General features: G+C 41.4%; 18 protein-coding genes. 6 read left to right on the forward strand and 12 right to left on the reverse strand.

The features are described from left to right. Positions 1-88: 88 nt before the first annotated feature. The gene (gene modB, locus PG901_RS07015; protein WP_271134013.1) at positions 89-790 is read left to right on the forward strand and encodes a molybdate ABC transporter permease subunit; all 702 of its coding nucleotides are present in this window, start codon (positions 89-91) and stop codon (positions 788-790) included. Between the two features lie 78 nt (positions 791-868). Here modB and PG901_RS07020 read toward each other — a convergent pair whose 3' ends face one another. The 7 genes from PG901_RS07020 to PG901_RS07050 all read right to left on the reverse strand — a co-directional run bounded on the left by PG901_RS07020 (position 869) and on the right by PG901_RS07050 (position 17,760). Then, on the reverse strand, positions 869-1,873 hold the full coding sequence (locus PG901_RS07020) for a D-cysteine desulfhydrase family protein (protein ID WP_271134014.1): 1,005 nt from the start codon (positions 1,871-1,873) through the stop codon (positions 869-871). A gap of 914 nt (positions 1,874-2,787) precedes the next feature. Further along, positions 2,788-3,261, reverse strand: a complete 474-nt coding sequence (locus PG901_RS07025; protein ID WP_271134015.1) for a hypothetical protein — start codon at positions 3,259-3,261, stop codon at positions 2,788-2,790. 291 nt (positions 3,262-3,552) lie between these two features. Continuing rightward, positions 3,553-4,071, reverse strand: coding sequence for a hypothetical protein (locus PG901_RS07030; protein ID WP_271134016.1), 519 nt, complete (start codon positions 4,069-4,071; stop codon positions 3,553-3,555). A gap of 1 nt (position 4,072) precedes the next feature. Further along, on the reverse strand, positions 4,073-12,460 hold the full coding sequence (locus tag PG901_RS07035; RefSeq protein WP_271134017.1) for a two-partner secretion domain-containing protein: 8,388 nt from the start codon (positions 12,458-12,460) through the stop codon (positions 4,073-4,075). A gap of 115 nt (positions 12,461-12,575) precedes the next feature. Beyond that, positions 12,576-14,378 (reverse strand): ShlB/FhaC/HecB family hemolysin secretion/activation protein, encoded by a 1,803-nt coding sequence (locus tag PG901_RS07040; RefSeq protein ID WP_271134018.1) that lies wholly within the window; start codon positions 14,376-14,378, stop codon positions 12,576-12,578. A gap of 477 nt (positions 14,379-14,855) precedes the next feature. Next, positions 14,856-15,344: a hypothetical protein gene (locus tag PG901_RS07045; RefSeq protein WP_271134019.1), complete on the reverse strand. Its 489-nt coding sequence runs from the start codon at positions 15,342-15,344 to the stop codon at positions 14,856-14,858. A 1,099-nt stretch (positions 15,345-16,443) separates the two neighbouring features. Beyond that, positions 16,444-17,760: a serpin family protein gene (locus PG901_RS07050; RefSeq protein ID WP_271134020.1), complete on the reverse strand. Its 1,317-nt coding sequence runs from the start codon at positions 17,758-17,760 to the stop codon at positions 16,444-16,446. 216 nt (positions 17,761-17,976) lie between these two features. Between PG901_RS07050 and PG901_RS07055 the strand changes: the two genes are divergently transcribed. Further along, positions 17,977-18,864, forward strand: a complete 888-nt coding sequence (locus tag PG901_RS07055) for a hypothetical protein (protein ID WP_271134021.1) — start codon at positions 17,977-17,979, stop codon at positions 18,862-18,864. 250 nt (positions 18,865-19,114) lie between these two features. Then, complete coding sequence (locus tag PG901_RS07060; RefSeq protein ID WP_144296579.1) at positions 19,115-19,402, forward strand: hypothetical protein; 288 nt, start codon at positions 19,115-19,117, stop codon at positions 19,400-19,402. Positions 19,403-19,489: 87 nt separating this feature from the next. Here the strand turns inward: PG901_RS07060 and PG901_RS07065 are convergent, their stop codons facing one another. The 4 genes from PG901_RS07065 to PG901_RS07080 all read right to left on the reverse strand — a co-directional run bounded on the left by PG901_RS07065 (position 19,490) and on the right by PG901_RS07080 (position 23,329). After that, positions 19,490-20,461, reverse strand: coding sequence for a tetratricopeptide repeat protein (locus tag PG901_RS07065; RefSeq protein ID WP_271134022.1), 972 nt, complete (start codon positions 20,459-20,461; stop codon positions 19,490-19,492). A gap of 131 nt (positions 20,462-20,592) precedes the next feature. Continuing rightward, on the reverse strand, positions 20,593-21,441 hold the full coding sequence (locus PG901_RS07070) for a hypothetical protein (RefSeq protein ID WP_271134023.1): 849 nt from the start codon (positions 21,439-21,441) through the stop codon (positions 20,593-20,595). Continuing rightward, complete coding sequence (locus tag PG901_RS07075) at positions 21,438-21,953, reverse strand: hypothetical protein (protein ID WP_068405430.1); 516 nt, start codon at positions 21,951-21,953, stop codon at positions 21,438-21,440. Before PG901_RS07075 ends, PG901_RS07070 begins: the two co-directional genes overlap by 4 nt. Positions 21,954-21,964: 11 nt before the next feature. Further along, entirely contained in the window at positions 21,965-23,329 is a 1,365-nt protein-coding gene (locus PG901_RS07080; protein ID WP_201584923.1) for a serpin family protein, read from the reverse strand. Positions 23,330-23,456: 127 nt separating this feature from the next. Here PG901_RS07080 and PG901_RS07085 point away from each other — a divergent pair, with 127 nt between their 5' ends. Together PG901_RS07085 and PG901_RS07090 are read left to right on the forward strand one after the other, a co-directional pair. Then, positions 23,457-23,747 carry a hypothetical protein gene (locus tag PG901_RS07085; RefSeq protein ID WP_201508701.1) on the forward strand — a complete coding sequence of 97 codons (291 nt, stop codon included), beginning with the start codon at positions 23,457-23,459 and terminating at the stop codon, positions 23,745-23,747. Positions 23,748-24,111: 364 nt separating this feature from the next. Further along, on the forward strand, positions 24,112-24,438 hold the full coding sequence (locus tag PG901_RS07090; RefSeq protein ID WP_201510208.1) for a hypothetical protein: 327 nt from the start codon (positions 24,112-24,114) through the stop codon (positions 24,436-24,438). A gap of 5 nt (positions 24,439-24,443) precedes the next feature. Here PG901_RS07090 and PG901_RS07095 read toward each other — a convergent pair whose 3' ends face one another. Next, the gene (locus PG901_RS07095; RefSeq protein WP_201584920.1) at positions 24,444-24,635 is read right to left on the reverse strand and encodes a hypothetical protein; all 192 of its coding nucleotides are present in this window, start codon (positions 24,633-24,635) and stop codon (positions 24,444-24,446) included. A gap of 280 nt (positions 24,636-24,915) precedes the next feature. Here PG901_RS07095 and PG901_RS07100 point away from each other — a divergent pair, with 280 nt between their 5' ends. Beyond that, positions 24,916-25,122 (forward strand): hypothetical protein, encoded by a 207-nt coding sequence (locus tag PG901_RS07100; RefSeq protein WP_144296573.1) that lies wholly within the window; start codon positions 24,916-24,918, stop codon positions 25,120-25,122. The last annotated feature ends 13 nt before the right edge of the window (positions 25,123-25,135 follow it).

A 25,135-nucleotide genomic window follows, 5' to 3' on the forward strand; every position in this document is an offset into this window, starting at 1 on the left:
TTGATACACTTGCAAATAAAGTGATTAAGTAGACGGTTAGGATAAATGAAACGGTTAGCATGGACTAAGCCAGTTGATAAGTGACGCTATGATTGCTCAATCTCTGATAGTAGACATGCTAAGCCCCGTTTGGGTAAGTATCAAGCTTGCCGCTATCACCACCTTATGTTTGCTGCTGTTCGCCACTCCTGTGGCGTATTGGCTTGCCAAACCCAGCCACGGGCAAACGGTATCTCGTCTTAAAGTTCTGCTGATGGGCATCATTGCCATGCCGCTGGTCTTACCGCCTACCGTGATTGGTTTTTATTTATTATTACTGCTAAGCCCGAGCGTTGGTATTGGTAAATGGCTTATCGAGCATAACATCAGCCCCTTAGTTTTTACCTTTGAAGGACTGGTTATCGGCTCCATTATCTACTCCTTACCCTTCTATATTCAGCCCGTTTACGCCCAGTTTTTACGTATTCCAGCAAGCGTCATGGAAGTCGCGCATTTATTAGAACCCAGCCGTCTTAGACGTTTTATAAGGGTCGCCCTACCACAGGCGCGTATTGGTATTATTTTGGGCAGTTTAATCAGCTTTGCCCATACGATTGGCGAGTTTGGCGTGGTGCTTATGATAGGCGGCAGCATTTCAGGTGAGACAAAGGTTGTCTCTATCGCTATCTATGAGCAAGTAGAAGCGCTAAATTATGAGGCGGCACACATGATGTCGGGGATTCTTATCATTATGGGTATTATTATGGTGGCGCTGATTGCTAGTGTCAGCCGGCTTAATCAACGTCCATAACCATTTAATTAATCAATTAACTCAACTCATCAATTAATAACGAATCAAACTTCTCATGTCAAAAATTAAACTTCTGCATTACTGGTTTTTTTTCGCCAAATCCAAATCGTTGGTATAAGCAAATAAAGCCGGTGCACCGCCAGTATGCCAAAATAAAACACTATCGGTTTCTTTGATTTTCCCCGTACGAATCATATCTATGAGCCCGCCCATCGCGCGACCGGTATAAACAGGATCTACCAATATTCCTTCCGTTTGGGCAGTCATGGCAATCGCTTCATTTTCTAATGCGCCCACCACGCCATAACCTTCACCAACATAATCTGAGTTCAAGATTAAATCTGACGCGATAAATTCACAATCCGCACCGATTAATTTTGCCGTGCTATTGGCAAGCGCCAATGTATATTGATCGAAAGAGACTTTATCGGTTTCGCCTTTATCAATATTAATGCCCACGATTTGATAAGGTGAGTTAAAGATTTTGTTGCCAAGCATCAAGCCTGCCTGCGTGCCGCCAGAGCTCGACGCAAACACGATATGCGTCAAGGAGATACCCATGCTTTGACGCTGCGACTCTAGCTCTTTAAACGCTTCTACAAAAGCTAACGCCCCTTGCTCACTTGAGCCACCGTACGGCACCACATAAACGTTCTTACCTTGGTTGGTTAATTGCTCAACGATGCTCGGAATATCTTCGCCTTTACGATTGGCGCCTGCCCAGTGGATATGACAACCGAATAGCTTATCTAGCAACAGATTGCCACTTGCCAGCGCCGGCTCTTCGCCGCCCAAAACTAAATTACATTCCAGCCCTAAACTAGCCGCCGCCGCGGCCGTCTGACGACAATGGTTTGACTGTATCGCGCCTGCGGTGATAATCGTATCAGCACCTTTGGCAAGCGCATCACCAAGGATAAATTCAAGCTTGCGGGTTTTGTTGCCACCCAATGCCAGTCCCGTATTGTCATCTCTTTTCATATAAATTTTGGGACCGCCCAAGGCGTTACTCAATCGTTTCAGCTCAATTAGCGGGGTTGGGAAGAAACCTAACGGCTCTCTAGGTAGGTGGTTATAATCCATATTTTATTTTATCCCTATTATATTATTTATCTAAAATTTGCATATTGGCACAGCCACAAAAGCAGAGTGAGCTGTGCTGTCTGCTACCTTAAAGCCAGTATAAAACTTAACATGGAAAACAGGCGATATCTCTTATCCGATTAATCATCAACAATGAATAGGATTAACAAAATAATGAGTGGGCTTTTAATGAAAAGTACATAAAAAACCATCAGACACAAAAAAACCTCAAGCAAACTAATACTTGAGGTTGAAACTTTTGTATTAAAACTAAGTTTTAAATATGGCGCAGCGGACGGGACTCGAACCCGCGACCCCCGGCGTGACAGGCTAGACCCACCATATTTCATTAGCCTGTATTAAAGTACTTTAACCTATAAACCCTTATTAATAAAGAGGCATGGGATAATATTTCAAATGACTTTTAGCGTAATTTAAAGTTATTTTTCAAGTCAGATATACCAATTTTGGTCACTCATAAAGCATAAAAATTATACTTTATCATGAAAATATAAGTATATATTTTATACTTATATTTTAGATTCGCATTACTAACAGAGCCTCAATATACATCTTTAATCCTCCAAAATCGTATGCCACTGTTTCATTATTAGCGAAGGACTACATACAATCTCTAAACTAGACGTAGTTTGATTTACTGTTAAGCTGCATGATCAAAACCTCTCAAGTTTAACTGTACGGGATTAGCGGCAGGGGTCAGAGCAACGCCTGTGCGGAATGATAAACAATAAGAGCTAACAAATAAAAATCATGGCCTCTACACCTGAGTTCTTCAATGCTCGTGAAATGTGCGAGGCATGGGCAACCTATATTTAATGATTGGGTTCACGGCTCGTCCATCGTCAAGAGCAAATACACAGAACTCGGGATGTTCTCAAAAATATTCTTAGTAACTATAGTGGCGAATTATGACTCCAACCCTCTGCTACGATTTCTTTAACCGCTTGGTCGTAATATTCTGGTAGCTTTCTATCTTTATAATAACTGGTATTCATGAACTCTTTATACTCTAAGCCTCCAGTCAAGCTATCAATCATCCTATCGTACGGTTCACGAACTTCAGGCCATGACAACTCATCGCCTAACACTCGACCAATATAGCTCATCATATAACTTTGCAATGCGAAAGGCTTCTCTATTTTACCCTGTATAGCTAGACGGTATATGGGCTCGAATGCTTCTAATACTGGTTTAACAACTCGTGTTTCTTTGCTTGCAGCTTTACTCACATCTTCGTCTGTCCATTGATCACGATATGTAGAGAAAGCCTCTATAATGCCCTCTCTCGATTTCCAGTTGATAAGCGCCTTTTTAAACTCAATAGCAGCTTGCTTGATTTCTTGATCGTTCATACTGAATTCTTTCATATTATTTAACCTTTATAACGTCATTAGTTTTAGTAGGTTCATCCCATAATGTACGATTTGGCACTATAGTTTGAGTTGCATTACCCACATTGGTCACTCCTGAGGGATTAGTCGTCGACGCAATTGAAGATTGATAAACTCTTGGTGCTTCACCTGCTTTTGGATTCATGACAAAAAAAGCTACGATACGTATCGTGCATCGTAGCTTCTAGTTAAATCAATAATTTTGTAGAATAATTTATAGTATAAATTATTCTGAAGTAATCCTATACTAGGAAAGCATATCTTGCTCTATTTTCTTTCTTTCTGAATTCCTGTCCATATGAGTTTTGGATCACCTGTATATTCACAAAAGCATAATGCAGGCCAGTCTTTATCATTAGTAATATAAACACCAAGTGAATTATTCAAATGTACCTTCTCACACCAAATGCTATGTATGTACCAACCTTGTTCATTTTTAGGGCTTTCAAGCTGCTGTAATAATTCTCCAGCAGCATTATAGACCGCGGCATTATTAGGTGGAATAAATTTATCGTTATCTTCAAAAAAAACTAGCATTACATACTTACTATCGATTATATATGAAGACCTAATTCCAAATGAAGTAATAGTTTGAGTAGTTCCATCTTCCATCATAAGATTAACAGTATACTCAATACAACTTCCACGGTCTTTTACACTACTCCATTCAACAAAATCTTCAAAAAATATATCTGATTTTTTAGCAGGTGAGCCAGAACTAATTCTATATACTATTTCGTTATTGCTAAATATAATTCTTTTATAAATACAACAAATTCTTTTCATACTAATTAATTTCCTTTATTTCTTTTATTTCAAATAGTTCAGGATTAGTATAGGGAGACTTATCTACAAAGTTAGTTTGTTTGACTCCACCTGGTAAAGTTTTTTTCGTCACTGTATCGTACATTGTTCCTGCTATACCTTCACGTACGCCTACTCCAGATTTTACTTCAAATTCAACTACATAAAAACTATTAGGCTCACCATTATCTAAATTCTTTGGTTTGAACTCTTCTGTCACAGCTAATTTATTTCGCATATCACTAACTGAATTTACAGGTTCTTGAGTAGCCCATCCCCCTAAGGACTTAGACGGATTAGGATTTTTCGGATCAATAATAGTTTCGTACTGATCTTTGCTAACTACCATACGGTAAGTTTCGGGTTGATCGACAACTCTATCTTTAACTGTTGTTCCAGGTTTCCAAGCAGGATATCCAGTTCCGTAATAGGAAGGCCATTCTTCGTTCATCTCAATAATCTGACTATCACTTATACCTTTGGTACTACCTGTACGTGGCAAACCGTCTCGATCTGTCACCTGACCTGCATTAATATTCTCTGCGCGATGTATAACTGGGTTATTAGGTGTTGCTGTAAAATCCCTTACGGCTGAATTACCGAAGCTTGGATTATCAACATTAACATTATTCTCAATACGCTGAGCGTCTATTTCTGCTTTAGAAGCTGCGCTATTTACTGTAGCTTTAGGCTTCGGCTTGGTTATATTTAATACTACACCACCTGCGCCTAAGTCAGTACCCAGCTTAACCCAACCTGCCGTTTCTTTAGAGACACCCGCTGCATCTAACACAGCAGAAGGGACTTGCTCGGTTGGTTTTTTATTGAAATTTGATCCGCCAGTGGCCATGTTATCCAAGCCATTAGCGATTAATACTGCTCCTCCTATGCAGCCAACTCCTGTCACGCAAGCTGCTGAGCCACCTATCACTTCAGCAGCCCCGACGCCTGCTTGAGCGACAGGAAGCACTTTCTCATTAAATGTCTTATCTGATACTGCTTGAATACTTTTACCATCACGTAGGTCAGCACCATTCTTAACGGCTTGATTACGGGCATCTAACTCTTTTTGATTGACCTTCTGTGCTTGATTACCACTTGGCTTAGGTTTGCCTGGAGTAGGTCCTGCTGTTTTTCCTTTATAAGGTTGAACCACACCGCCAGTCCAGCTATAACCATAACTTTTTGTCTGATTTTGAATTAAGTTAACTAGATTGGTATCAGGTTTCTTAATATTTGAAAAATTCTGAGTGAAGGTTGTCGTCTTACTAGTAGAAGCTGTATTTTTCCATAGTCTTGATTCAAAATCAGCACCTACGCCATTGTCATACATGACTTTATCAATAGCAGCACCCTTGGCGTTATTGCCAACTCTAATGGTTACATCATCATTATATTTCTCATTATATTTTGAACTATTTGCCCATCGTAAGGCATCTTCTATTTCTTGCAGAGTATAAGATTTACCATCTGCTCTTTTCCACCCTTGTTTTTTAGCTTTTTCAAACAGTACTTTAGCTAACTCTTTTTCTTGTGGATGCAGCTGTCTATTGTTCGCATCCACATTAGTAGCGGTCACTGTACTCGACGTATCAAGTCCAGCGGCACTGCCAACACCTAGTAAAGTTAAACTAATCACACCACTTGCGGCACCTTTGGCTACATCTTCACTCATTCCTGTATCAATGAGTGCTTTAGCTAGTTTAGCTTGCACATCATTGAGCGTTGGCGCAGCTGCTGCAACACCACCTGTGGTTAATGCACCCTCGACACTACCTGTACCTAATGCACCAAGCGCCGTATGAGCAGCGACACGATAGATTCCGCCTTCATCCCATTTGGCAATAGCTGCATTTTTCTCTGCATTGCTGAGAGTCGTGTCAGCTATAATCGCTTTGATACGATTATTGGCAAAGTCTCCAACGGCCTTCGGCGCTTCCTTGCCGAACTCTTTAGTAATCTGCGTCTGCGCCCCCAGCTCCTCAGTGACACGATTGGCATCAAACACACTCTCAAGCTTACCAGCAAGTGCTTCGCGGTTGTCCATCGTGAATATGCCTTGCTCGTCGTTATAGCCACTGACGCCGCCTTTAGTAATACTACTGTTGCTATCGCCGTCACTGCCATAGCCGAGACCATTCATCGTCGCTTGTGGTTTATCTTTGATTTTACCAACACTGAGGCCAACAGAGATCGCATCACCTTGATAGCTTGTGGTGTTTATGATGTCGGTTGAGGTGACGCCTTGCTTGAAGACAATGTTACTTTTTCCCTTAGCTTGTGCTTCCTCTGAGGTCAGGAACACGGCTCCTGTAAAGGTGCCTTTGCCTTCAACGACTAGATCGGCTTCATTGGCGAAGAAGCCTGTTTGCTGGGCTACCATCTTAGAGTCGGCAGTGATATTGGTCTTAGCGCCATTGGCTGAGAAACTTGAGCCTTTACCGTTACCCATGATGTCAACATCAAGGTTAAAGCCTGCGCTCTTTTGATTGCTGTCATAGGTATAAGTGTCTTGTGGCGATTCCATGTTGACATTGCCACGGATAATGCCTTGAACTTTATCAGTGTTAAAGACAACGCCTTTGCCGTTGACGTCGTTAGCAATATCAAAGGTAGTCGTGCCACCAACGTTGACTTGAGTGTTGGCATAAGTCACTGAGTCGCTGTTGGCATAGCCTTTGCCTTTGCTAGCACTGGCAGTGATACCGCCTGAGCCACTGCTGTCCATATAACCGCCAATAGCCGTACTTGAGCTAGAGTTGGTGCTACGAGTGTTGCTGTTTTGCGCGACACCGTTTAGGTTAAAGTCATTATCGGCTTTAAAGAGGGCATCATTAGTGACATTCAGGTTACTGCCATTGACGTTAATATCGCTATCAGTGCCTGCGCCTGTGGCGATCAGTGCTAAGTTGGTGGTGGTGATGTTAGACGCTTGGTTTTTCTCAGTGTAGCTTGAGCTGTTAGATTGACTCTTTTGAGTGCCTACAGTGGCTTGAATGCGGGTGTTGCCAAGGCCTTTAAGGCTTTGTGCATTGACACCGCCAGTAAGTAGTCCTTGTGCGGCTTTGTTAGCTTCTTTAGCAAGGGCTTTGACCTTTAGCGCACCAGCAACACCTGCCATGCCTTTCATGCGTACGTTGTCGGTGTTGCCTCCAGCGTCGATTAAGCTGTCAATGCTTTTGGCACTGTCAACAAGACTGTTAGAGACTGAGACGGTAAGTCCGCTTTGCTTGAACTTGGTTTCGCTTTGATTGGTATAGACGTCTTTAACACTATCGATGTTGATCGTTTTTGCACGGATGACGGTGTTGCCGCGATCCGTAGGGCTGATGTCTTTATCACTATCAGCCCCCATACCTGCAATGATATTGCTGCCAGTCTGCTGATACTTACCACCTGCACTAATAATGACGTTGCCGTCGATGGCACCGACATTGCTTGCGATGTGGGTTAGTGCAGTGCTGGCATTGCTGTCATCGTTTTGCTGTTTGCCAATGGTAAAGCCCATGCCACCATCGGCACCAAATAATCCTGACTTTTTAGTTTGACTAAAGGTGCTTTCGCTTGAAGTGTTTTGCGCGGCTAGAATGTCGATGTTGCTGCTTGCGGTGAGACTAATGCCTTTGTCACTGATGGCGTTGGTGCCCGTTAGGCTGATGTCATTACCCGCTTGAATAGCGACTTGATTGCCTTCAATGTTGCTAGCAATGGCGTTATCGCTTTGTGAGTCAAAGCGATCTTGGGTTCTAGTAGTACTAAAGGTACCTTTATCAACCGTTTTGACGGCTGTATTTAGGTTCTGGGTGCTACGACCCTCACTAAAGATAACGTCATTGCCTGCAATGACGCCAACGGTGCCATTATGACTATTTATTTGAGCGGCAGTGCCAGTGACGTCATTACCTGCTTTGATAATAAGGTCGTTGTTACTGTTTAGCTGGCTACCAATGTCTTGAGAGGCGCCTTGTTTGTAGTAGTTGTTAGCATCGCCAATGCTATTGGACTGATAGCTGACATTAACGGCATCAAGAGCAACGTTGCCTTTGGTGTCAATAAAGCTGCTACCGCCAAGGTTATCAAGACGGCCAGCGGCAAAGGTGGTATTACCGCCAACATTGGCGACAAAGGTGGTAAGTGGATTACCATCAGCGTCTACTTGTCCTTTGAGACCATCACCCACATAGATGCTGGCTATCTGATTGATGCCTGTGCGACTGCTTGTACTAGCTGCTTTAACAGCTTCGGTGTTGTAGGTGGTGCTTTGGTTATTCAGGTCGCCACCGACGTTAAGCTGCATGGCGTTGTCCGCTTGCAAGGTGCCACCAAGGTTATTTAAGTCGTTAAGCGTACCTATTTGAACATAGTCACCTGCAATAAGGCCGCCATTTTGATTAGTCAGATTGCTGACGTTAATCTTAACCTGTTTATGACCGACAATACTGCCTTGGTTGTTCAGATCGCCCTTAAGCTGCATGTCGATATTATTAGCAGCGATTAGGTTGCCTGTGCCATCTATTTGACCCGCCGCTTGGCGGGTGTAGACTTTGGGGACTAAGACGCTTTGGGTGGTGCCATCGGGTAAGGCAACGTCTTGTTGTACTAGCCACACGATATCAGTGGTTAGATTAGCGACTTGGCTTGCGGTGAGAGCGATACCTGGGCGTAGATTTAAAGTCTGCGCGGCAGTGACACCAGCATCCATGAGTCCTTTGTACTGCGTATCTTGATTGCCGTAGTTGCCTAAATAATAGCGACCTGTCAGTATCATGATTTGATCGCGGATATACTGCTGCTCGTAGTAGCCATCCCCCAGACGCTTTTGGGTGATAGTGGGATCTAGCTGAAGTCGATCCAACATATAACCAGATGACAGCCAGTTCTTGTAATTAGCAAAAGCAGGATCGGTCTCTATCAGATAGTCGGCATTACTATCAGGGTTAGTACCATATAGACCGCTGTTGGGTAAGGTTGGCGCAGTGCTACTGCTGCGTATCTCATCGATTGCCCCTTTATCTATCTTCTGGTTACCCGTATCTGTAACGTCATGAGCAATCACGACTTTGTCACTATCTTGCTTTAGGATAGGTAGCTGATAAGACTCTATTCGCTCAGGGGCTTGAAGATAAGGTCCTTTATTATCTTCTTCAATCTTGTGATCATCACCAAAGAAGCCGTCGGATTCAACATGTCGATAAACAACTTTACCATTTTCAACATATCTAGTTTTAAATCCTTGTAGATCGGACTCTCCGACATTTTTAACCGTATCTCCAGTGACTACAAACCCTTCACCGAGTCCAAGCTGGCTTTTATCATTGTTGAGCTCATCCCCTTGTAAGCTAATAACACCACCAGCTATAATTCTAGAAGGATCTGATACTACGGTTCTGTCCTCAGTAATGCGCTCATCAAAATCAAAACGCCAAAAATCTTCTCCACCACTGTCGCCTAAAGGTGTATTGGTAGCAATTATGTATAGATCTTCGTTCTTTAATTTTTTATCGTCACGGAATTCGACTTCGCTTCTATCATATTTTTTACTATCTCTACCATCAGAAAATTGTTGCTTCCCTTTATTCTCTTCGATGGTAAATTCTTGAGTTTTAAAGTCCGCATTAACATTGTTAAGCAGATCTGTGCTGATCGTCATATCACCGACAGACTCGATAGAAGCGCCTTTGTTGGTTACCGTAGTCGCACGGCCTATAGTTTGATAATTAGTATCTAAGCTGCCGCCGATATGCAGCTCTCCATTACTAAGCAGACGAGCTTGTCCATTAAAGTCTGTATTAAACTTACCAGCGCGTGCCTGATTGGGATTATTGTTTAGGGTAGTGACGCCGATATCTAGTCGATTGCGGGCCGCGATTACAGGTGCAGGAGTTGAGTTATCAGTATTAGTAATGGCGTCCGGAGTATTATTGAGCGTGTTAGCCGCTATCGCGACCTGATCGCCGTAGACACGACCACCACTATAATTATTGACAGTACTGCCAGCATCTAAGTAGGTGTTTGAGCCGTTAATTAATCCGCGATTATTGATATCAGTTGTCGCATTCAGCGCGGTGTTGCCATTACTGATAAGCTCACCACCAAAGGTGTTATCGATGCTATTGGCGCTGATAGTTAAGGCATTTTGAGCCGCCAGTTTGCTGCTATTGGTAAAATTGCCTTGGCTGGTTAAGGCAAGAGTAGTGCCTTGAATATTATTGTTACTACTATTGATAGTGATATCGTCAGTGACACTAATATCAGCACGTTGTACACCAATGATAGTACCATCAGTATTGCTAAAGCCTTTGGCATTAATAGTTAGATTTTTATCGCTTTGGATACGACCTTTATTATTAGTCAAGTTACCACGGCTATGAAGAGTGATATCCCCTTGACTGCTAAGCTCTCCTTCATTGTTATCAAACGCTGAGCTTTGCGTCGTTATGGTGCCATTAGAGCGTATTGAACCATTGGTATTATTTAGCATGTTTTGTGCGTTAAGCTTAATATTACCGACAGCCTCGATAGTACCTTTAGTATTATTAACCTGATCGGCAGAAGTAATAGCGATAGTATTAGTCGCTGTGATTTGACCTTTACTGTTATCGAAGTTTGCCAACTGCCAGTCAATGTTTTCAAGCTGCAAACGGCTACCGTTATTGGTTAGACTGCCGTTATTAGCAATATCTAAGCGACTGACGGCTAAGCTGGATTTGCCTTGATTAACCACAGTGTCGGTAGCGATGTTAATTTCACCATTACTATAAATACTACCAGTGTTAGTGACATTACTGGTACTGATATTACCATCATGGGAGATAACAGGTAGTGGTACAGGATTGGGCTCAGATGGCTGCGTCGTATCGTTGTTATCTACACCCACACTGCTGCCATTAGTCGCAGTCGTTGGTGGCTTTTTAGTAGGAATGACAGTAGGCGGAATGCTGGCGTCAGCATATAAATCTTGACCGATAATGCCGCCTTGTTGATTAACTAAAGCGCTGGTATCAATTGCCAGTTGACCACTGCCAGTTTGCAATAATTTACCGCTATTATTTAGAGCGTTAGCTTTTACATCAAAGCTACCAGTGGCGATCTCACCTGAGTTATCGATAGTGCCTGTTTGCTGCAAGCTTAAGGTGCCTCGGCTACTTATCACGCCGCTGTTATTTAAGGTACTGCTATTTAGCGTGGCGGTATCACGGGAACTTGCAATCGTTCCTGAATTATCAACGCTGAAACCTTTAGTGGCGATATCAACCTTACCTTGATTGGCAATCAGGCTGCCCGAGTTAATCAAATTACCATCATTGTCTAACTGCAAGCCACCAGAGCTTGCAATGATGCTACCTGCATTGGTCACACCCATGCCTTTATCGGTACCGATCAGACGGATTTTCCCTGCATACATCGCACCAAGCGCCGACACATCAAGCGCCACACCGGTTGTAGTGTTGCTAGCATTACTATTCGCTGAAGTGATGACAGTGTCTTGAGCATCAGCCTCATAGCTGACTTTATTGCTACCAGTGATGACATCTAAATTCTTAGCATAGACAGCAGCATTAATCTCAGAAGTCTTAGCTATAATCTGCGTGTAGTCAGAGCCGCTGGTATCCAAACCATCACCGTCTATACGAACCTTACCACCTGTCACATCAAAGCCAGTGAGCTTACCTTGATCCATCAAAGCATTACCGGTGGTCAATGTCGTACGCGAGGCATTGATAAACCCGCAACCGGCACAACTGATACCAGCAGGATTGGCAATCACCAGCTCAGCTCGTCCGCCTGCAATTTCAGTGTAGCCACTTAAACGACTTGGATCACTTGAATTAACCTCATTTAAAATAACACGGGCTTCACCGCGAGCCAGATACGGATTGCCCTCAACCCAACCAGCAAGCTGCGTCTGAGCATTGGTGCGACTGTTATTTATAATAGCGCCATCAGCACCAACATCAAATTGACTAAAAACGTTACGTGAGACGCCAGCCGCGCTTGGGGCTTGAATATTCACTTGAGTGGTGCCGTTTGAAGACTTTAATATGGTTGCTTGTTGATTGGCAGCAGCGTTACGATCAGCGACAATACTCGTGGCATCGGCATAAGCGCTATTACTGATACTGACGCTGCTAGCAACGATGGTGGCAAGCCCTAGCGCTAGCAATACATGGGAGCGCAGCGTTATAAGCTGACCGCCTTGATAGGTACTATTTGTTTGAGCAGCCGTTTGTGAAGCGCCTGCTACTTGGCTGATTTCACTACCGCCATTAGCAGGATTGTCAGTTTTTCCTTGCGAGCGGGCTGATTCCGACACCACCATAAGCATTCCACGGGCTTTGTTAAAGATAACTCGGTAGCACTGTGCGTTCATGGTGATGTCCTTTGAGATATAGGGGTATAACAAATATTGGATAGTTTTAAAGCTAATGTGTTTTAAGAAACTCTTACTTATAAATAAGACGAGTTAGTGATTTGACTGATAGCAACTAATACTGCCAACCCAAGCTAAAGCCTGTCACCCACTCTTTATCACTAAAATTATTGGGCTGGGCTAATGGGTAGCCAGCAAATAAGTCATAGCTGGTTCTAATCGGCGTGACATACCCTTTAATTCCAACGACTCCGCCAACCAAATGGTTACCAAGCAGCAGATCATCTTGCGCAGCATTGTCGAGCTTCACATAACCAGCATCAATACCGGCATAAACGGCATGCGGCTTATCTCCTAGATAAGCACTGAGCTCTTGTCTTAGCAAAGCACCATGATCGCCACTTAAGCTACGCTCACCATCAAAGCCTCGCACACTATAGCGACCACCAATGCTAAAGCGCTCATTGGGTGTCAATGCCTCTGTCGCATATTGTCCTTTAAACGCTGCATGGTAATTGAGTGCTTTATCAGCAAGCTTAATAGGTTGATTGACATCAATGTTGGTTTTGATGATACCGGCACGCGCACTGCCTTCATTAAATAAGGCTTCAGGCGGACTGATGGCATTAAAGGCAGCCGTACCACGCTGATAGATCACATCACCTATCCATTGGGTTTTACCAATGATGGTCTCGTAACCAATACCCGCTTTATAGCCTGCGGTGCGACGGCGTTGCACTTCAACTTCGGTATCATCGATATAGTTGTTTTGCTGCTTGGCATAACCACCTGCTTTTAGGTAGGTTTTACTATGATTGTCACGGTGGACCAAGTGGCTGACTAACGCTTCCGTGTTATAAGACTCACCGCTATAAACATAATCTTGATTGGCACCGGCAACCGTCTGATCATAGTTATAGCCGCTGTGCGTGAGGGTCAGTTGGGTATTATCAATGGGCAATACATACCCAACGTTATAGCCCCAACTGCCATCATTCTTGTCATTACCGCCATCAAGATCATGATTATAAGAGAGGTACAACAAATCGTTATGCCAAGTCGGGTTGTCTAGTGACAAAGTAACGTTACCTTGATAGATACCCGTGCTCTCTTGTCCTGAGTCATCAACAGAGGCAGATAAGCGCCAGCGTTTGTCTTGCTGCCACTTGACTTGGATATCACTGTAACCCGGCGTGCTCATACGGCTACTTGGCGCAATAGAGAAATCCGCATCGGCCGTAGGGACACGCTTAAAGTTCTCAAGCGCTTGTTCGATATCACGAACGTTTAATAAGTCACCGGACTTCATCGGCATAGCAGGCGCAAAGTTGGCAGGTTTGCCCCCACTATTGAGGCGACTATCGACATAAATAGGACGACTGGCTTTAATGTCGACCGCCGTTATCTGATCAATACGACCCGGAATGAGGGTGAGGAATAGATTGCCAGATTTAAGGTTTTGGTTTTGTACCAAGACGCGAGTGGTCACGTAACCTTCTTCAATAATGCGGTTTTGAACGTTGGTGACTAGTCTGTTGATACCATTGACGGATAGACAGGTGCCAATCAAAGAGGTTTTGCCTATGGTATAAGGCGTGAGAGCGAAGGTGAACTTCTCGCTCAGCTCACCAGTTAGATAGATATGATTGATATCAAAACAGGGAAGAGAGGCTGGGTCAGTACCCTGAGAAGCAGAAGGTGTGATAGAGGCTGAAGGCGCAGGTTTAAAGACGTTGGTATCGATCGTGACATTGGGATTAATAAGCTGTTGCTGCTTTAAAGCTTCGCTACGCTGCTCTTGGTATTGCTCAGGCGTGATAGCCTGAGCGGCCATGCTCATCAAAATACTTGCCACACTAATCGATAAAAATCGGCAGACGTACCCTGCTCTATTCTGACCAAAAATACTTGTATACATAAGTCCACCATTTTTATAGTGGCAAAATTATGCTATTGATAGCAGCTCATTGCAAGCTTTTTTTGCATTGTCTATTAATATCAACTTCATTGTTTTTAATACACTTTTGAATGCTGATTTTGCGTTAAATGGATACTTCTTTATGAGAATAAGCTTATCTATATAAGGCTTATTCCTATATAGATTTATGCCACGGATAAGTATTTAAATTAAGCAGTTTAGATATCAGTTGCTATAAACTAGACTTTTGATTTATATTTTCTAGGCCTCCACAGCTTAATGTCAGACTTTGAAAGTCTCAAGTAATGTCTCGTTTTGCTACACACGCGTGCAAGCTGGATGTAGATAATATTAGTATGTTTGAACCATCGGTAAACACCATTCGCGATTAATAGTCAATCTACCTTGAAATATAGCCAAACAAGTCTTAAAACTCAACACTAACTAACAATGCTAAGGCTCCAATAATATATAGCTCTAATTACTGCCATTTTTCTTATTAACAGAAGGTTTGCACTGCTTGCTTATCGTATCGCGCTCTGTATCTAGCAAGTTTGCAGAATCAATCTGGCGTAAATAGCTTTTGTTGCTATCAAGCAATGCGTTCCAGATGTCACTCTTATACTCTTTGCTAAGTACCCGTAGTTGAGGCTCCATCGCTCCAGGCTTTTTTAAGGATAAAATTGAGATAGATCTAATAAAATCCATATAGATAAAATCTATAATATCTTGTTCAAACTCAGCCTTGCTACTTTTTTTAGATTGACTATAACTGTGGAACAACGTGTTCTCAGTATTCATGTTATTGATATCAAGTATAGGATTAAAGCAGCCTCCTATTATACGATAAGCATTTGTCCCTGATCCTTGGCTAATCATTGATATATTATTGATTGGCAGTCCTCTATGAGGCTGGGGTCTCACAGTCATATCGGCTAAAAAATCCTGTTGGTCACCGATTTTCAAAGCGTAGAGTGCTTGCAAGAAAACTTGTTATTCAAGCATTGTTAAAGAGTAGAGCATTTCGTAAAGGCCAACATAGGGAAAACTTCCAACCCTTATAAACACAGGCTTTTAGAATAATTGCAGACACAAAAAAACCTCAAACAACCTAATGTTTGAGGCGAAACTTGCTTAAACTCGAAAGCTTAAATTCGTTTTAAATATGGCGCAGCGGACGGGACTCGAACCCGCGACCCCCGGCGTGACAGGCTAGAACCACTAAACCATCTAAAATAATCTTAAAGTATACTAACCTGTAGTACTATATATATCAAGAGATTTAATCAATAAATAGCTATGACGTTTAGCGCAATTTAAGACATTTTATATGAGCTATATACCTTATTTTGGTCACTAAAAATGTGTAATTATTCAACATCTACAGTTAATAAATGTTGAATAATTACACTTAAATTTTTATGTTCATTATTTAGATTACCGTTTTTAAATTATTTATCTATTAAAACTATCTGGAAAATCAGCTTCTAAAGTTTAAGTAATGGTCTATCAAGTTCAGCCACCAAGCCACCCTTTATCTAATTATCTGATCGGTAATATTCGCGTTAGGATAAACAAATACAGTACCGCCAAGATAAAGCTCATCTCCAATTTCATAAGACTTTTCTTCAAAGGTAAGAGTATCTGTATCCGCATGCTAAGAAAAAGAAGTGACGGCTAGCACCAGTAAACAAGTATTTTGGTCGTCACCTCATTGTCTCTAGATATAGCAAGACAGTTATTAACAACTGCCAAATATCCAGAACCCATAGCCGTGAATCGGCCATCATATTTAGTGGGAAACCAAGTGGCAATTTGCAACGACTGCTTAACTTCTGTAACGACTGGTATGTCTGTATGAACAACTTGAAGACTCTCTAAGCTCTGAGTAGCGCGCCCTGAAAGTAATAGGAGGGCTAAGAGTGCGGTGAGTAAAAGGGGATGATCTGGCAATGGTGCTCCTAAACTTTTAAGACTGTATTCACATGCACGTATAAGCAAGATGTCGGATTGAACGCTTAACTGGTGCATGAATACACCTGTATCCTAATTGGATTACCTGAAATTAAGGCTTATTCACTTGCCCTAAAAACAATATCGCATTGGTTTTATTGTCTTTAATCACAAACATAAATGGATGATCGACTTTAAACTTGATGGTATTCATAGAGTAGCCGAGAGACATAGGCACAATTGAAATACTGGTACTTGCTGCTGCTTTAGTACCTTTTTCATCGACCTCAATCACTGCTTTATGAGCGATAGCGTCCACAGATAATGATAGATCTTGACTGAATAAACCAAAGTCCGCATCGCTGCCAAAAGCTTTTGTCATGCCCATGTTCGCTAATAAGCTATTCATTCCGTAGTTTTCTTCTAGCTTAAATTTCGGTAGATCGAGTATGATTTCCTGATTTACTAAATTACTATTCCACTGGCTAATCTGCTTGGCGCTTAGCGTACCTACTAACCTCTGCATAGCAATCTTATCTTTTGCTTTTGGTAATACCACTAACATAGACAGCTCATCACCTTTGTAAGGCAACTGTACCACTTGCACCTGCGCATCTTCTGTATAGGCATAAGGCGCTTGCTCATGCATCATATCGACATCAATGATAGACCCATCAAATTTATTGAAGGGGCGTTTTTCGCTAGGTGCAAAAGTATTTTTCCAATCCCCTTTAAAGTACACCGCATTGGTCAATACAGTGACTGTATCTGCATCGATACTACTTGCTGGCAGCACTTCAGGAATCATCTGCTGAGTATATTTAGCAATGGTTTTATTAATGGTCTGACGTGAAGGTTCAGGACTGTTTTTAAAATCAAGGTTGGTGACTTTACCACTGTAATAACGCTGTACAGTATCCAAGTAGTTTTGGTTGGGACGCAACCCTTGCTGTATCCATAAATCGTTGGCTGTAGCCAGTTGATAATTAGGGTTTGGTTTGTTGAACTGCTCATGTAGTGCCGCACTATTCGGATTTAGAACGTTCAGTGAGGGATAGTGAAAAGTCCTCTGTATTTGCGCTTTTGTTTCCCCTTCCGCTGCGGCATACAGCATTGCCATCGAAGTAGATAAGCTATACGGTGAGAAAAATACGTTTTTATCTGCTTGCTTATTCTGCCCATTTATCTGCTGATACATATCAATAGCAAATTGATTATTGGCAGTGACGACTTGCGCGATACCCTCTGGTGTTGAGATCAACGCCTTTACCTCAGTCAGAGGTACTTGGTTGCTAAGAGTTTGCGGACTAGGAGTAACCATGTCTGTGACAGTACTCACTGTGTTATTTCTTATAGTATTGTCGCAGCCACTAACAATCAATAACAGGCTGCTGATTGCCAATACACTCACTAACTGGCTATTTTGCATAGCTTACTCACTACTTATTCAAAATTAAGATGATGCTATTCTAGTATCATCTCTATACAATCGTTTAGACTAGTTTGGTAAGCGCACTATATTTCCAAGGCGAATTAGTAGCTTTAATAGCAGACAGCTTAATAGTAGATACCTGTATAGGAAACTAATTATCGAGCGTTAAAAATATAAGAAATCATTAACAAACTTAGCAAAGGTAAATGTCTCATGGCTACGATAACTGCAAAAATCTCATTGATACTTTATCTACCCAGCGCTTTATGGTTAGGTGGCTGCTCATCACAAAATACTAGTGCCACTATCACGCCAATTGAACCTGCACAAGCGATTGACAGTCAAATTAAGGACTCTAAAGCAACGTCTGCTTATGGCGACCTCAATGGCGTGGAATTAGTGAAGGACAACCGAGACCCTAAAGATATTCCAGAGGCGGTATTAATTGGTTCTGCTCAGGCTTTAGCTATTGATTCCAAGCATTATGCAATGGCATACGGTGTCAATCATACCGAAGCCATGCGTCAGATGTTAATCCAGCATGATAATGAAGAGCAGAATGAGGCACTACGAAAAGAATTTGGCGATAGGATAGAAAGCATGGGCTTTATTACTGAGCCTGAGTATGGTATTTTGGTGACGTTAACAGGGACTGGTAAGCCACCGCCTGATCGTATCGTATATCGTCCAGCCGATACCCTTAGTGAGCGTGAGACTGTCGCTCAAGCCTATAAAACGATGACACCAGAGGGTATTACACTGACTCAAGCTGAAGTTGATAAGGCAATGGAGCTCATCGAATCACCAACACGTTTTATCGTTAGGTTTGAGGTTAATCCAGCAGCCAAAAACCTAACCGAAGCTGAAAACCAGCTTATGTATGAACGCTCAAAAGAGCTGAATAAACGTATCACTATGATTACAGGTACAAGTTATCGTAGTGATGAGGGTGTATACGTGATTTATGTTCATAAGGATGATGCTAAGTCTGCTGGGCTCAACGAAGAGAAACTTAAAAAAATTGGCGAAGAAGTGATGAAAATGCCAGTTAGGATTGAGTGGGAAAATGGGTATGCCACGGAGTCTCTAGGCGGTGCATAATTTTCTATAAGTAGAAGACTTAATATTTATCTTACTCTCGTGTCAAAAAGATTTCTGATCTTATCGTTAGCGAACCTAACTAGAAGGATATACGCTACGTACACTAGTGTAGATTATTTTAATAAACTTGGAGTAAGTATCATTGTTCCTTAATTTTAAAGCACCTATGATCTTATCATTCCTGATAATGTCTTCTTGCTCTCAGTTTAATTCTGATTCAAAACAGGAGCAGATATTAGACGAAGAGCCTATGAATGGCAAAATTTTTGAGACAGCTTTATATAGCGGAAACCTTAACTTTAATGAAAATTGCATAATAGTAAGACCTAAAGGAGAAAAAGGTATTCAGTTAGCAATACTGGGAAATAAAGTTATATCTGACGTTACTAAAAATAGCTTAATGTACAAAGGCAAAAAATACACTGAAGGGGATTACATCCAAGTAAGTGGAGGAGGCGTTGTCAATGATATTTCTACATTTAAGAAAGAACATAATCTTGATGAATGTTTTGGTCTAGAAGTTTTTATACCAAATTGAGCTTTTCCCAAACTTTGTGTAACTGCTATTTGCTAACAGGGTATAAGCAGTTACACAAAGTTTGGGAAAGTCTCAATAACCTAGTCTCTACTCATCCTCTGTCCTTATACCCAAGTTTTTACAGCCCAATTGATACCCATTGTCACAAGCCTTAGAAAAGTACTTTTTCGCTATAACTGTATTTTGACGTACGCCTATGCCATTGAGGTACATCATACCAAGGTTATATTGAGATCTAGCATCTCCTTGATTGGCGGCTTTTAGATACCACTTACCGGCTTTAGCATAATCCTGAGGAGCACCTTCGCCATAGCTATAGATTGTTCCAAGTTGGTATTGGGCAGGAACATATTCTTGGTCAGCGGCTTTTGTATACCACTCGATAGCTTTAGGATAATCCTGACGTACCCCTTTACCCTCGTAGTAAGCGTTACCAATGTTGAATTGAGCCTCAACATCGCCTTGGTTAGCTAATTTCTGCCACGCCTCAACGACTTTGGCATCATTTTGACGCACACGTTCGCTCTTTCGATGCGGTACGCCATTAATGAATTTCCTTGGTCCAATTCCTTGGTTAACAGCTTTTATGCTCCACTCTTTATGTTTATCGTAGTCTTCACTTGTACCTGTGCCATCGTAATTGTAGTAAGCCCAAGCAAGTTCGTATTGGGCCTTAGCATAGCCTTGGTTAGCAGATTTCGTGAACCATTCAATAGCTTTAGAGTGATCCTCATCTACCCCTTCGCCATCGTCGTACATGATTGCAAGGTTATATTGAGCAAGATCATATCCTTGGTTGGCAGATTTTGTATACCACTCAATGGCTTTAGCGTTATCCTCGCGTGTACCTTCGCCCTCGTCATACATTACTGCAAGGCTATATTGAGCCTCAGCATCGCCTTGATTAGCTTGTACTGCAATGTCTTCAAATTCTTTTTCAATAGCTGATTTTACGGCTGAAACTACGTTTTGAGAACTACTTATTTGAGTAACAATGGCTTTATGACACCCTGTCAGCAGAATGCCAGTCAGTAAAAATGTTGCTAGCCTTTTTTTCATAGCTGTTCGTCCTGTTCGTTAATCCAGATAACACTACAATTTATCATTTACATGCCTATCGTGATGATCTCAAATATATTATTGGATAGTCTTATTAGGTATACCCTAAAAATGATAACAGCATTACCTTTTTATTCTATAGGGGCTACATCCTCAGTAGCATAACCATCGTAAAATTTTATACGTACTGGTGATTTCATAACTTCTTGACCGATTTTTTTAAGTTGTTCTGGTGTGAACCCTGCTTTTTTTGAATCATCCTCATGCACGTCTATAACAAATAGCCCTTCATCTTCCTTATAACCCATACCTACTAGCATTGGAATACGTTTACGTAATTCTTCAGATCGCGCTTCATAGTTGTCTTTTTGTTCTTGAGTGAGTGGCTTGGATTTAGAATTATCGATAAATTTAACTTTAATGGCAGTTGGCTTTTCGATAAGAGATACGGCATTGTCGATATCCGTCTGCGTAATCATAAAGCCTTCTGCCCTCATTTCTTTATCCGCTGCTGACAATATAATAGGTTTGTTCTCTAATTTGTCAGCATTACGGTATATGGTGCGATCAGGTGGCGCACCATCACCAAATAGGCTTACGATGAGCGCAAACTCTGGCTCATTAGTGAATCCAGCATCGTCCAACCTATCAGAAAATTCTTTTTTGATAGCATCAATCTGCTCTTGGGCATCATTCATGACAAGCATACGGCGCATTGCTTCAACATGGCTAACCTCATATGCTCGTGCATAATGCTTTGCATCTATGGCTAATGCTTGAGCTTTACTCATAGGGGCAACTTGGGTCTCTTTGCTGTCCTGAGCAACGGTAGAAATAGGAATAACTTCTATCGTTTTATCCTCCTTGGGAATTTTAGAGACAATATCAATACTGCTGTCTTCTGTCGATGTACAACCACTAAGCAAGCTACTAGTAATAAGTAGCGTAGCTAGTGTTTTATTCATTTTATGCTTTGTCATAGTAGATCTTCCCGAGGTATGTTAATACCATTCATTAACCAGATTTTTTCAGCTTTACAAGTCGCTAAAGGTGGGTTTTTCCAATCACTGGCAAATGAAGCCATATTTTTATAGTCAGCTTGTGAGCCACCTACTAAAACAGTATCACCAATTTCAAAAATAAATTCATTGATATCGGATATCGTAAAAGGGTCTTGAGTCCAGGTAATATGTGGGCTACTTACAACGAGTAAGAGGTCATCCATATATAAACAGCCATTCTTTGTGTTCAATACCCCATGAGCCGCAGCGGCATCACCCATATCCGAATCAACATCAAGGGCAGTCACATACACCGTTTGCTGCTTGCGCGTGGGTGCTTCGTTTTCAGTAGGTTTGTTGGCAGCACTCTCATCTTCCACTTTAATAGTTTGGGCATTATGATTAGTATTCGTCATTTCAATGACAGGATCGCAGGCTATAACGGATATCAACAATATCGGCACCATATACCATTTAAATTTTGGTTTCATTATTCGCTCTCTTAAGGCTTATTCACCTGACCCAAAAACAATATCGCATCGGTTTTATTGTCTTTAATCATAAACATAAACGGGTGATCGGCTTTAAACGCGACTGGTGGATGCATAGAACCAGATATGTCTACGGCAACGACGCCTGTCGCTGCTGCCGCCTCTGTTCCTATTTCATTAACATCGATCACTGCTTGATGATGAATATCGTCAATGGCGATGGGTGAGCTATCTGCAAACACGTTAAACTTAGCTTGATTCCCAAACGCGCTTGGCATGCCCATATCCGTCAGCACTGCCTTCATCGGGTAGCCTTCATCTATCTTAAACTTTGGTAGATTCAGAAGAATATCTTGCTGCTTTAGACGTTTAGTCCAATCGGTGATTTGTGTCGTCGATAAATTCTTGATGAGCGTCTGCATGGCTAACGGCTCCTTTGACTTTGGTAAAACCACTAGCATCGATAATTCAATTCCCTTATAAGGCAGCTCAACGACTTGTACTTGCTCATCTTCGCTATACCTAAATTCAGTATTCTGGAACATCATATCTACATCACTGCTTGTGCCATTGAAATAATGAAAAGGCATATCACCACTTACCCAGAAACGACTGCTCCAATCCGCTTTAAAATAAACCGCATTGGTCAATATCGCCGAGGTACTTGGCTGGGTACTCTCTTTTGATAGCAGTTCAGGAATCATCTGATTGGTATGTTTGGCTATCTTCTCATTAATCATTTGACGAGACGTTTCGGTGTTGTTTTTAAAATCAAGCGTATTGACCTGCCCACCATAGTAGCGTTTTACCGTATCGATATAGGCTTGGTTGGGAGTACGGCCCTGTTGCAGCCATAAGTCATTAATGGTGTTCAATTTATAGTTTGGGCTGGGTTTGTTAAATTGATTATAGAGGGCGGCACTGTTTGGATTCAGGATGGGTAAAGACGGATAGTAAAAGGTTTTTTGAATTTGCGCTTTGGTGTTCCCCTCCGCTGCGGCATAGAGCATGGCTATAGCACTGGTTAAACTATAAGGTGAGAAAAATACGTTAGCATCCACTTGCTTTGATTGACCATTTAGCTGTTGATACATGGTCACTGCGAATTGGTTGTTAGCGTTAACTACTGCGCTTATACCTTCAGACGTTGAAGCAGAGTCGTCTGCAGCAGTATGGTCATCTTTACTATCGGCTTTAGAGTCCGCTTGCCCTGTAGTCTTGTCTGGCAAGGCAGGTATATTGATGACTGGTTGGGCGGCTTTGGTGTTTACCAAGCTATTATTACAGCCAGTAATGACCAACAATAAGCCACTAAGAGCAAGACTACGGGCGATATGCTTGTTCGTCATAATTTTGATTGGGTTTTTGTTATTCATGGTTTTTTACACTTTTGATATTTGAATGATGCTTTGATTATATACAGGGAGGTAAACTTATTTAGTAAACATATGCTAACAAATTTTGAGATAATAGATGAATCAGCAATAAGCGTATGAGGCGTTGATGAAAAAAATTGTGTTGAAATGGCTGGTTATACTAGCGGTAATGGTTTCCGCAGTTTGGATATTTTTAGATATCGTAAGCGTGAAAGAGACCAAGTCATTTAGTAGCAGTGACGGTGATATTCTCAATAGCCATGCGGCCGATAAAATTTCCAGCTTTCTCACGATCTTTAGTAACCAAGGGAATGAAAAGGAAATATTCTATGAAAAACTTGATAAGCTGGGAAACGTTAATCATGAATTAGACGAAAATGTAGAAGCAGTAGAAGATAAGACCTCTGAAGACAAGTAAGGCTTTGGGAAGTAGTGTTTATTTGTGACGGTGTAAACGTACTTAATTAACTCACTCTATATTTTAATATTAACTCTGGTGACAGTAGAATGCTTAAATGGATTGTGCTTTATATTTTTCTTTGCTTACTCTTCAGATGGCTTATCTTCTCTGACATTACAAAGAGATTTGGCTCTTGGGGCTGGACTTCAGATCAAAACAAACTCTACCTGTCGATTATGTGGCTGTTCTCAACCTGTGTATTTCTGTACGGCATATTCAACAGTAGTTTCCGCAATGCTTTCTTACTAGAATATTTGTTTTAAACGCGTTCATCTTTTTATAATCAGCAAATTATCATTAACACTTCAAATCGGAGCAGGTCATGAAAGCGCTTAATTCATTAGCAATGTGGGAATCCATAAAAAAGACAGTCGGAACCGACAGTTGGGAGAGCTATTTCAATAGACATGGGGCGGACGGTACATTGCTAGATACTGATGACAATGTCAGCTTCATTAATCCAACTAATGATAAAGCCATCAAATTGTCTTATGATCCAAATAAGAACGATCTCATAGATTACTGGCTTAACAGTTTTGGTGATGAAGAGTCAGGCAGTGTTGAGGTACTGAATATTTACTATAGGCATCAACATGAGTCTCTACCGCTTATTGAGCATCTAATAACGGACTGGCTTAATGAGGGTTAACACACTTAAATAAACAGGGTGCAATACGCTTTATTGTCTTTATCAAATTCTTTGCCAAGTAGCTTAACAGGTTTCAATGTCTTTCCGCCGTCGCTTGAGACCATAACCATCAATTCTTGATCTTCAAAAGTATTTAATTCCTCAATAATTTGAGCGATACTTTTTTCTTTAGCGCCCCATTCATGTTGGTTATTCATAGCTATTATCCTCTTTCCAATTATTTAGAGTAGTTTGATCACATAATATAAATTTGACAGTCTTAAAGGCTAAAAAACCGTATGAAGGAAATTTTACTTTTTATCTTTATATTAATTTTGCATCTTTATTTTGAGAAAAATCATCCTAATGGACTTGGACAGTATTCTCTATATTTAATACTTGGAATGTTGATTGTAATTACTCTTCGTGCTTTACGGTATTCTGCTTAATTATTAAGAATAATTGTGATGTGAATCAAAAATAAACAGAGACTGATTTATGAGCGATGTAATAGAGTGGGAAGCCAGAACAAAAACAATCAAGCAACTCATCAAAGAATTGCAAAGCTTTGAAAATCAAGAGTTAGTCGTTATGGTCACTAATGATGAAGGCAAAACTTTTAACTCGGTAAAACTTGTCAGTAAGGGCTTTGATGACAATAAGCCTCATAAAAGCGAGAAGGTTTATTGTGCTTTACATATATAGTTGAATGCCTTTT

The sequence above is a fragment of the Psychrobacter sp. ANT_H3 genome (genome assembly GCF_027919975.1).
In the GTDB taxonomy this organism is placed as follows: domain Bacteria; phylum Pseudomonadota; class Gammaproteobacteria; order Pseudomonadales; family Moraxellaceae; genus Psychrobacter; species Psychrobacter maritimus.

Bases quoted from the DNA above. Each gene is read 5' to 3' on its own strand.
- PG901_RS07090 (WP_201510208.1), top strand. From the start codon at position 24,112: ATGAAAGCGCTTAATTCATTAGCAATGTGGGAATCCATAAAAAAGACA.
- PG901_RS07070 (WP_271134023.1), bottom strand. From the start codon at position 21,441: ATGACAAAGCATAAAATGAATAAAACACTAGCTACGCTACTTATTACT.
- PG901_RS07025 (WP_271134015.1), bottom strand. From the start codon at position 3,261: ATGAAAGAATTCAGTATGAACGATCAAGAAATCAAGCAAGCTGCTATT.
- PG901_RS07065 (WP_271134022.1), bottom strand. From the start codon at position 20,461: ATGAAAAAAAGGCTAGCAACATTTTTACTGACTGGCATTCTGCTGACA.
- PG901_RS07095 (WP_201584920.1), bottom strand. From the start codon at position 24,635: ATGAATAACCAACATGAATGGGGCGCTAAAGAAAAAAGTATCGCTCAA.
- PG901_RS07100 (WP_144296573.1), top strand. From the start codon at position 24,916: ATGAGCGATGTAATAGAGTGGGAAGCCAGAACAAAAACAATCAAGCAA.
- PG901_RS07055 (WP_271134021.1), top strand. From the start codon at position 17,977: ATGGCTACGATAACTGCAAAAATCTCATTGATACTTTATCTACCCAGC.
- PG901_RS07040 (WP_271134018.1), bottom strand. From the start codon at position 14,378: ATGTATACAAGTATTTTTGGTCAGAATAGAGCAGGGTACGTCTGCCGA.
- modB (WP_271134013.1), top strand. From the start codon at position 89: ATGATTGCTCAATCTCTGATAGTAGACATGCTAAGCCCCGTTTGGGTA.
- PG901_RS07030 (WP_271134016.1), bottom strand. From the start codon at position 4,071: ATGAAAAGAATTTGTTGTATTTATAAAAGAATTATATTTAGCAATAAC.
- PG901_RS07080 (WP_201584923.1), bottom strand. From the start codon at position 23,329: ATGAATAACAAAAACCCAATCAAAATTATGACGAACAAGCATATCGCC.
- PG901_RS07035 (WP_271134017.1), bottom strand. From the start codon at position 12,460: ATGAACGCACAGTGCTACCGAGTTATCTTTAACAAAGCCCGTGGAATG.
- PG901_RS07050 (WP_271134020.1), bottom strand. From the start codon at position 17,760: ATGCAAAATAGCCAGTTAGTGAGTGTATTGGCAATCAGCAGCCTGTTA.
- PG901_RS07085 (WP_201508701.1), top strand. From the start codon at position 23,457: ATGAAAAAAATTGTGTTGAAATGGCTGGTTATACTAGCGGTAATGGTT.
- PG901_RS07075 (WP_068405430.1), bottom strand. From the start codon at position 21,953: ATGAAACCAAAATTTAAATGGTATATGGTGCCGATATTGTTGATATCC.
- PG901_RS07020 (WP_271134014.1), bottom strand. From the start codon at position 1,873: ATGGATTATAACCACCTACCTAGAGAGCCGTTAGGTTTCTTCCCAACC.
- PG901_RS07060 (WP_144296579.1), top strand. From the start codon at position 19,115: ATGAATGGCAAAATTTTTGAGACAGCTTTATATAGCGGAAACCTTAAC.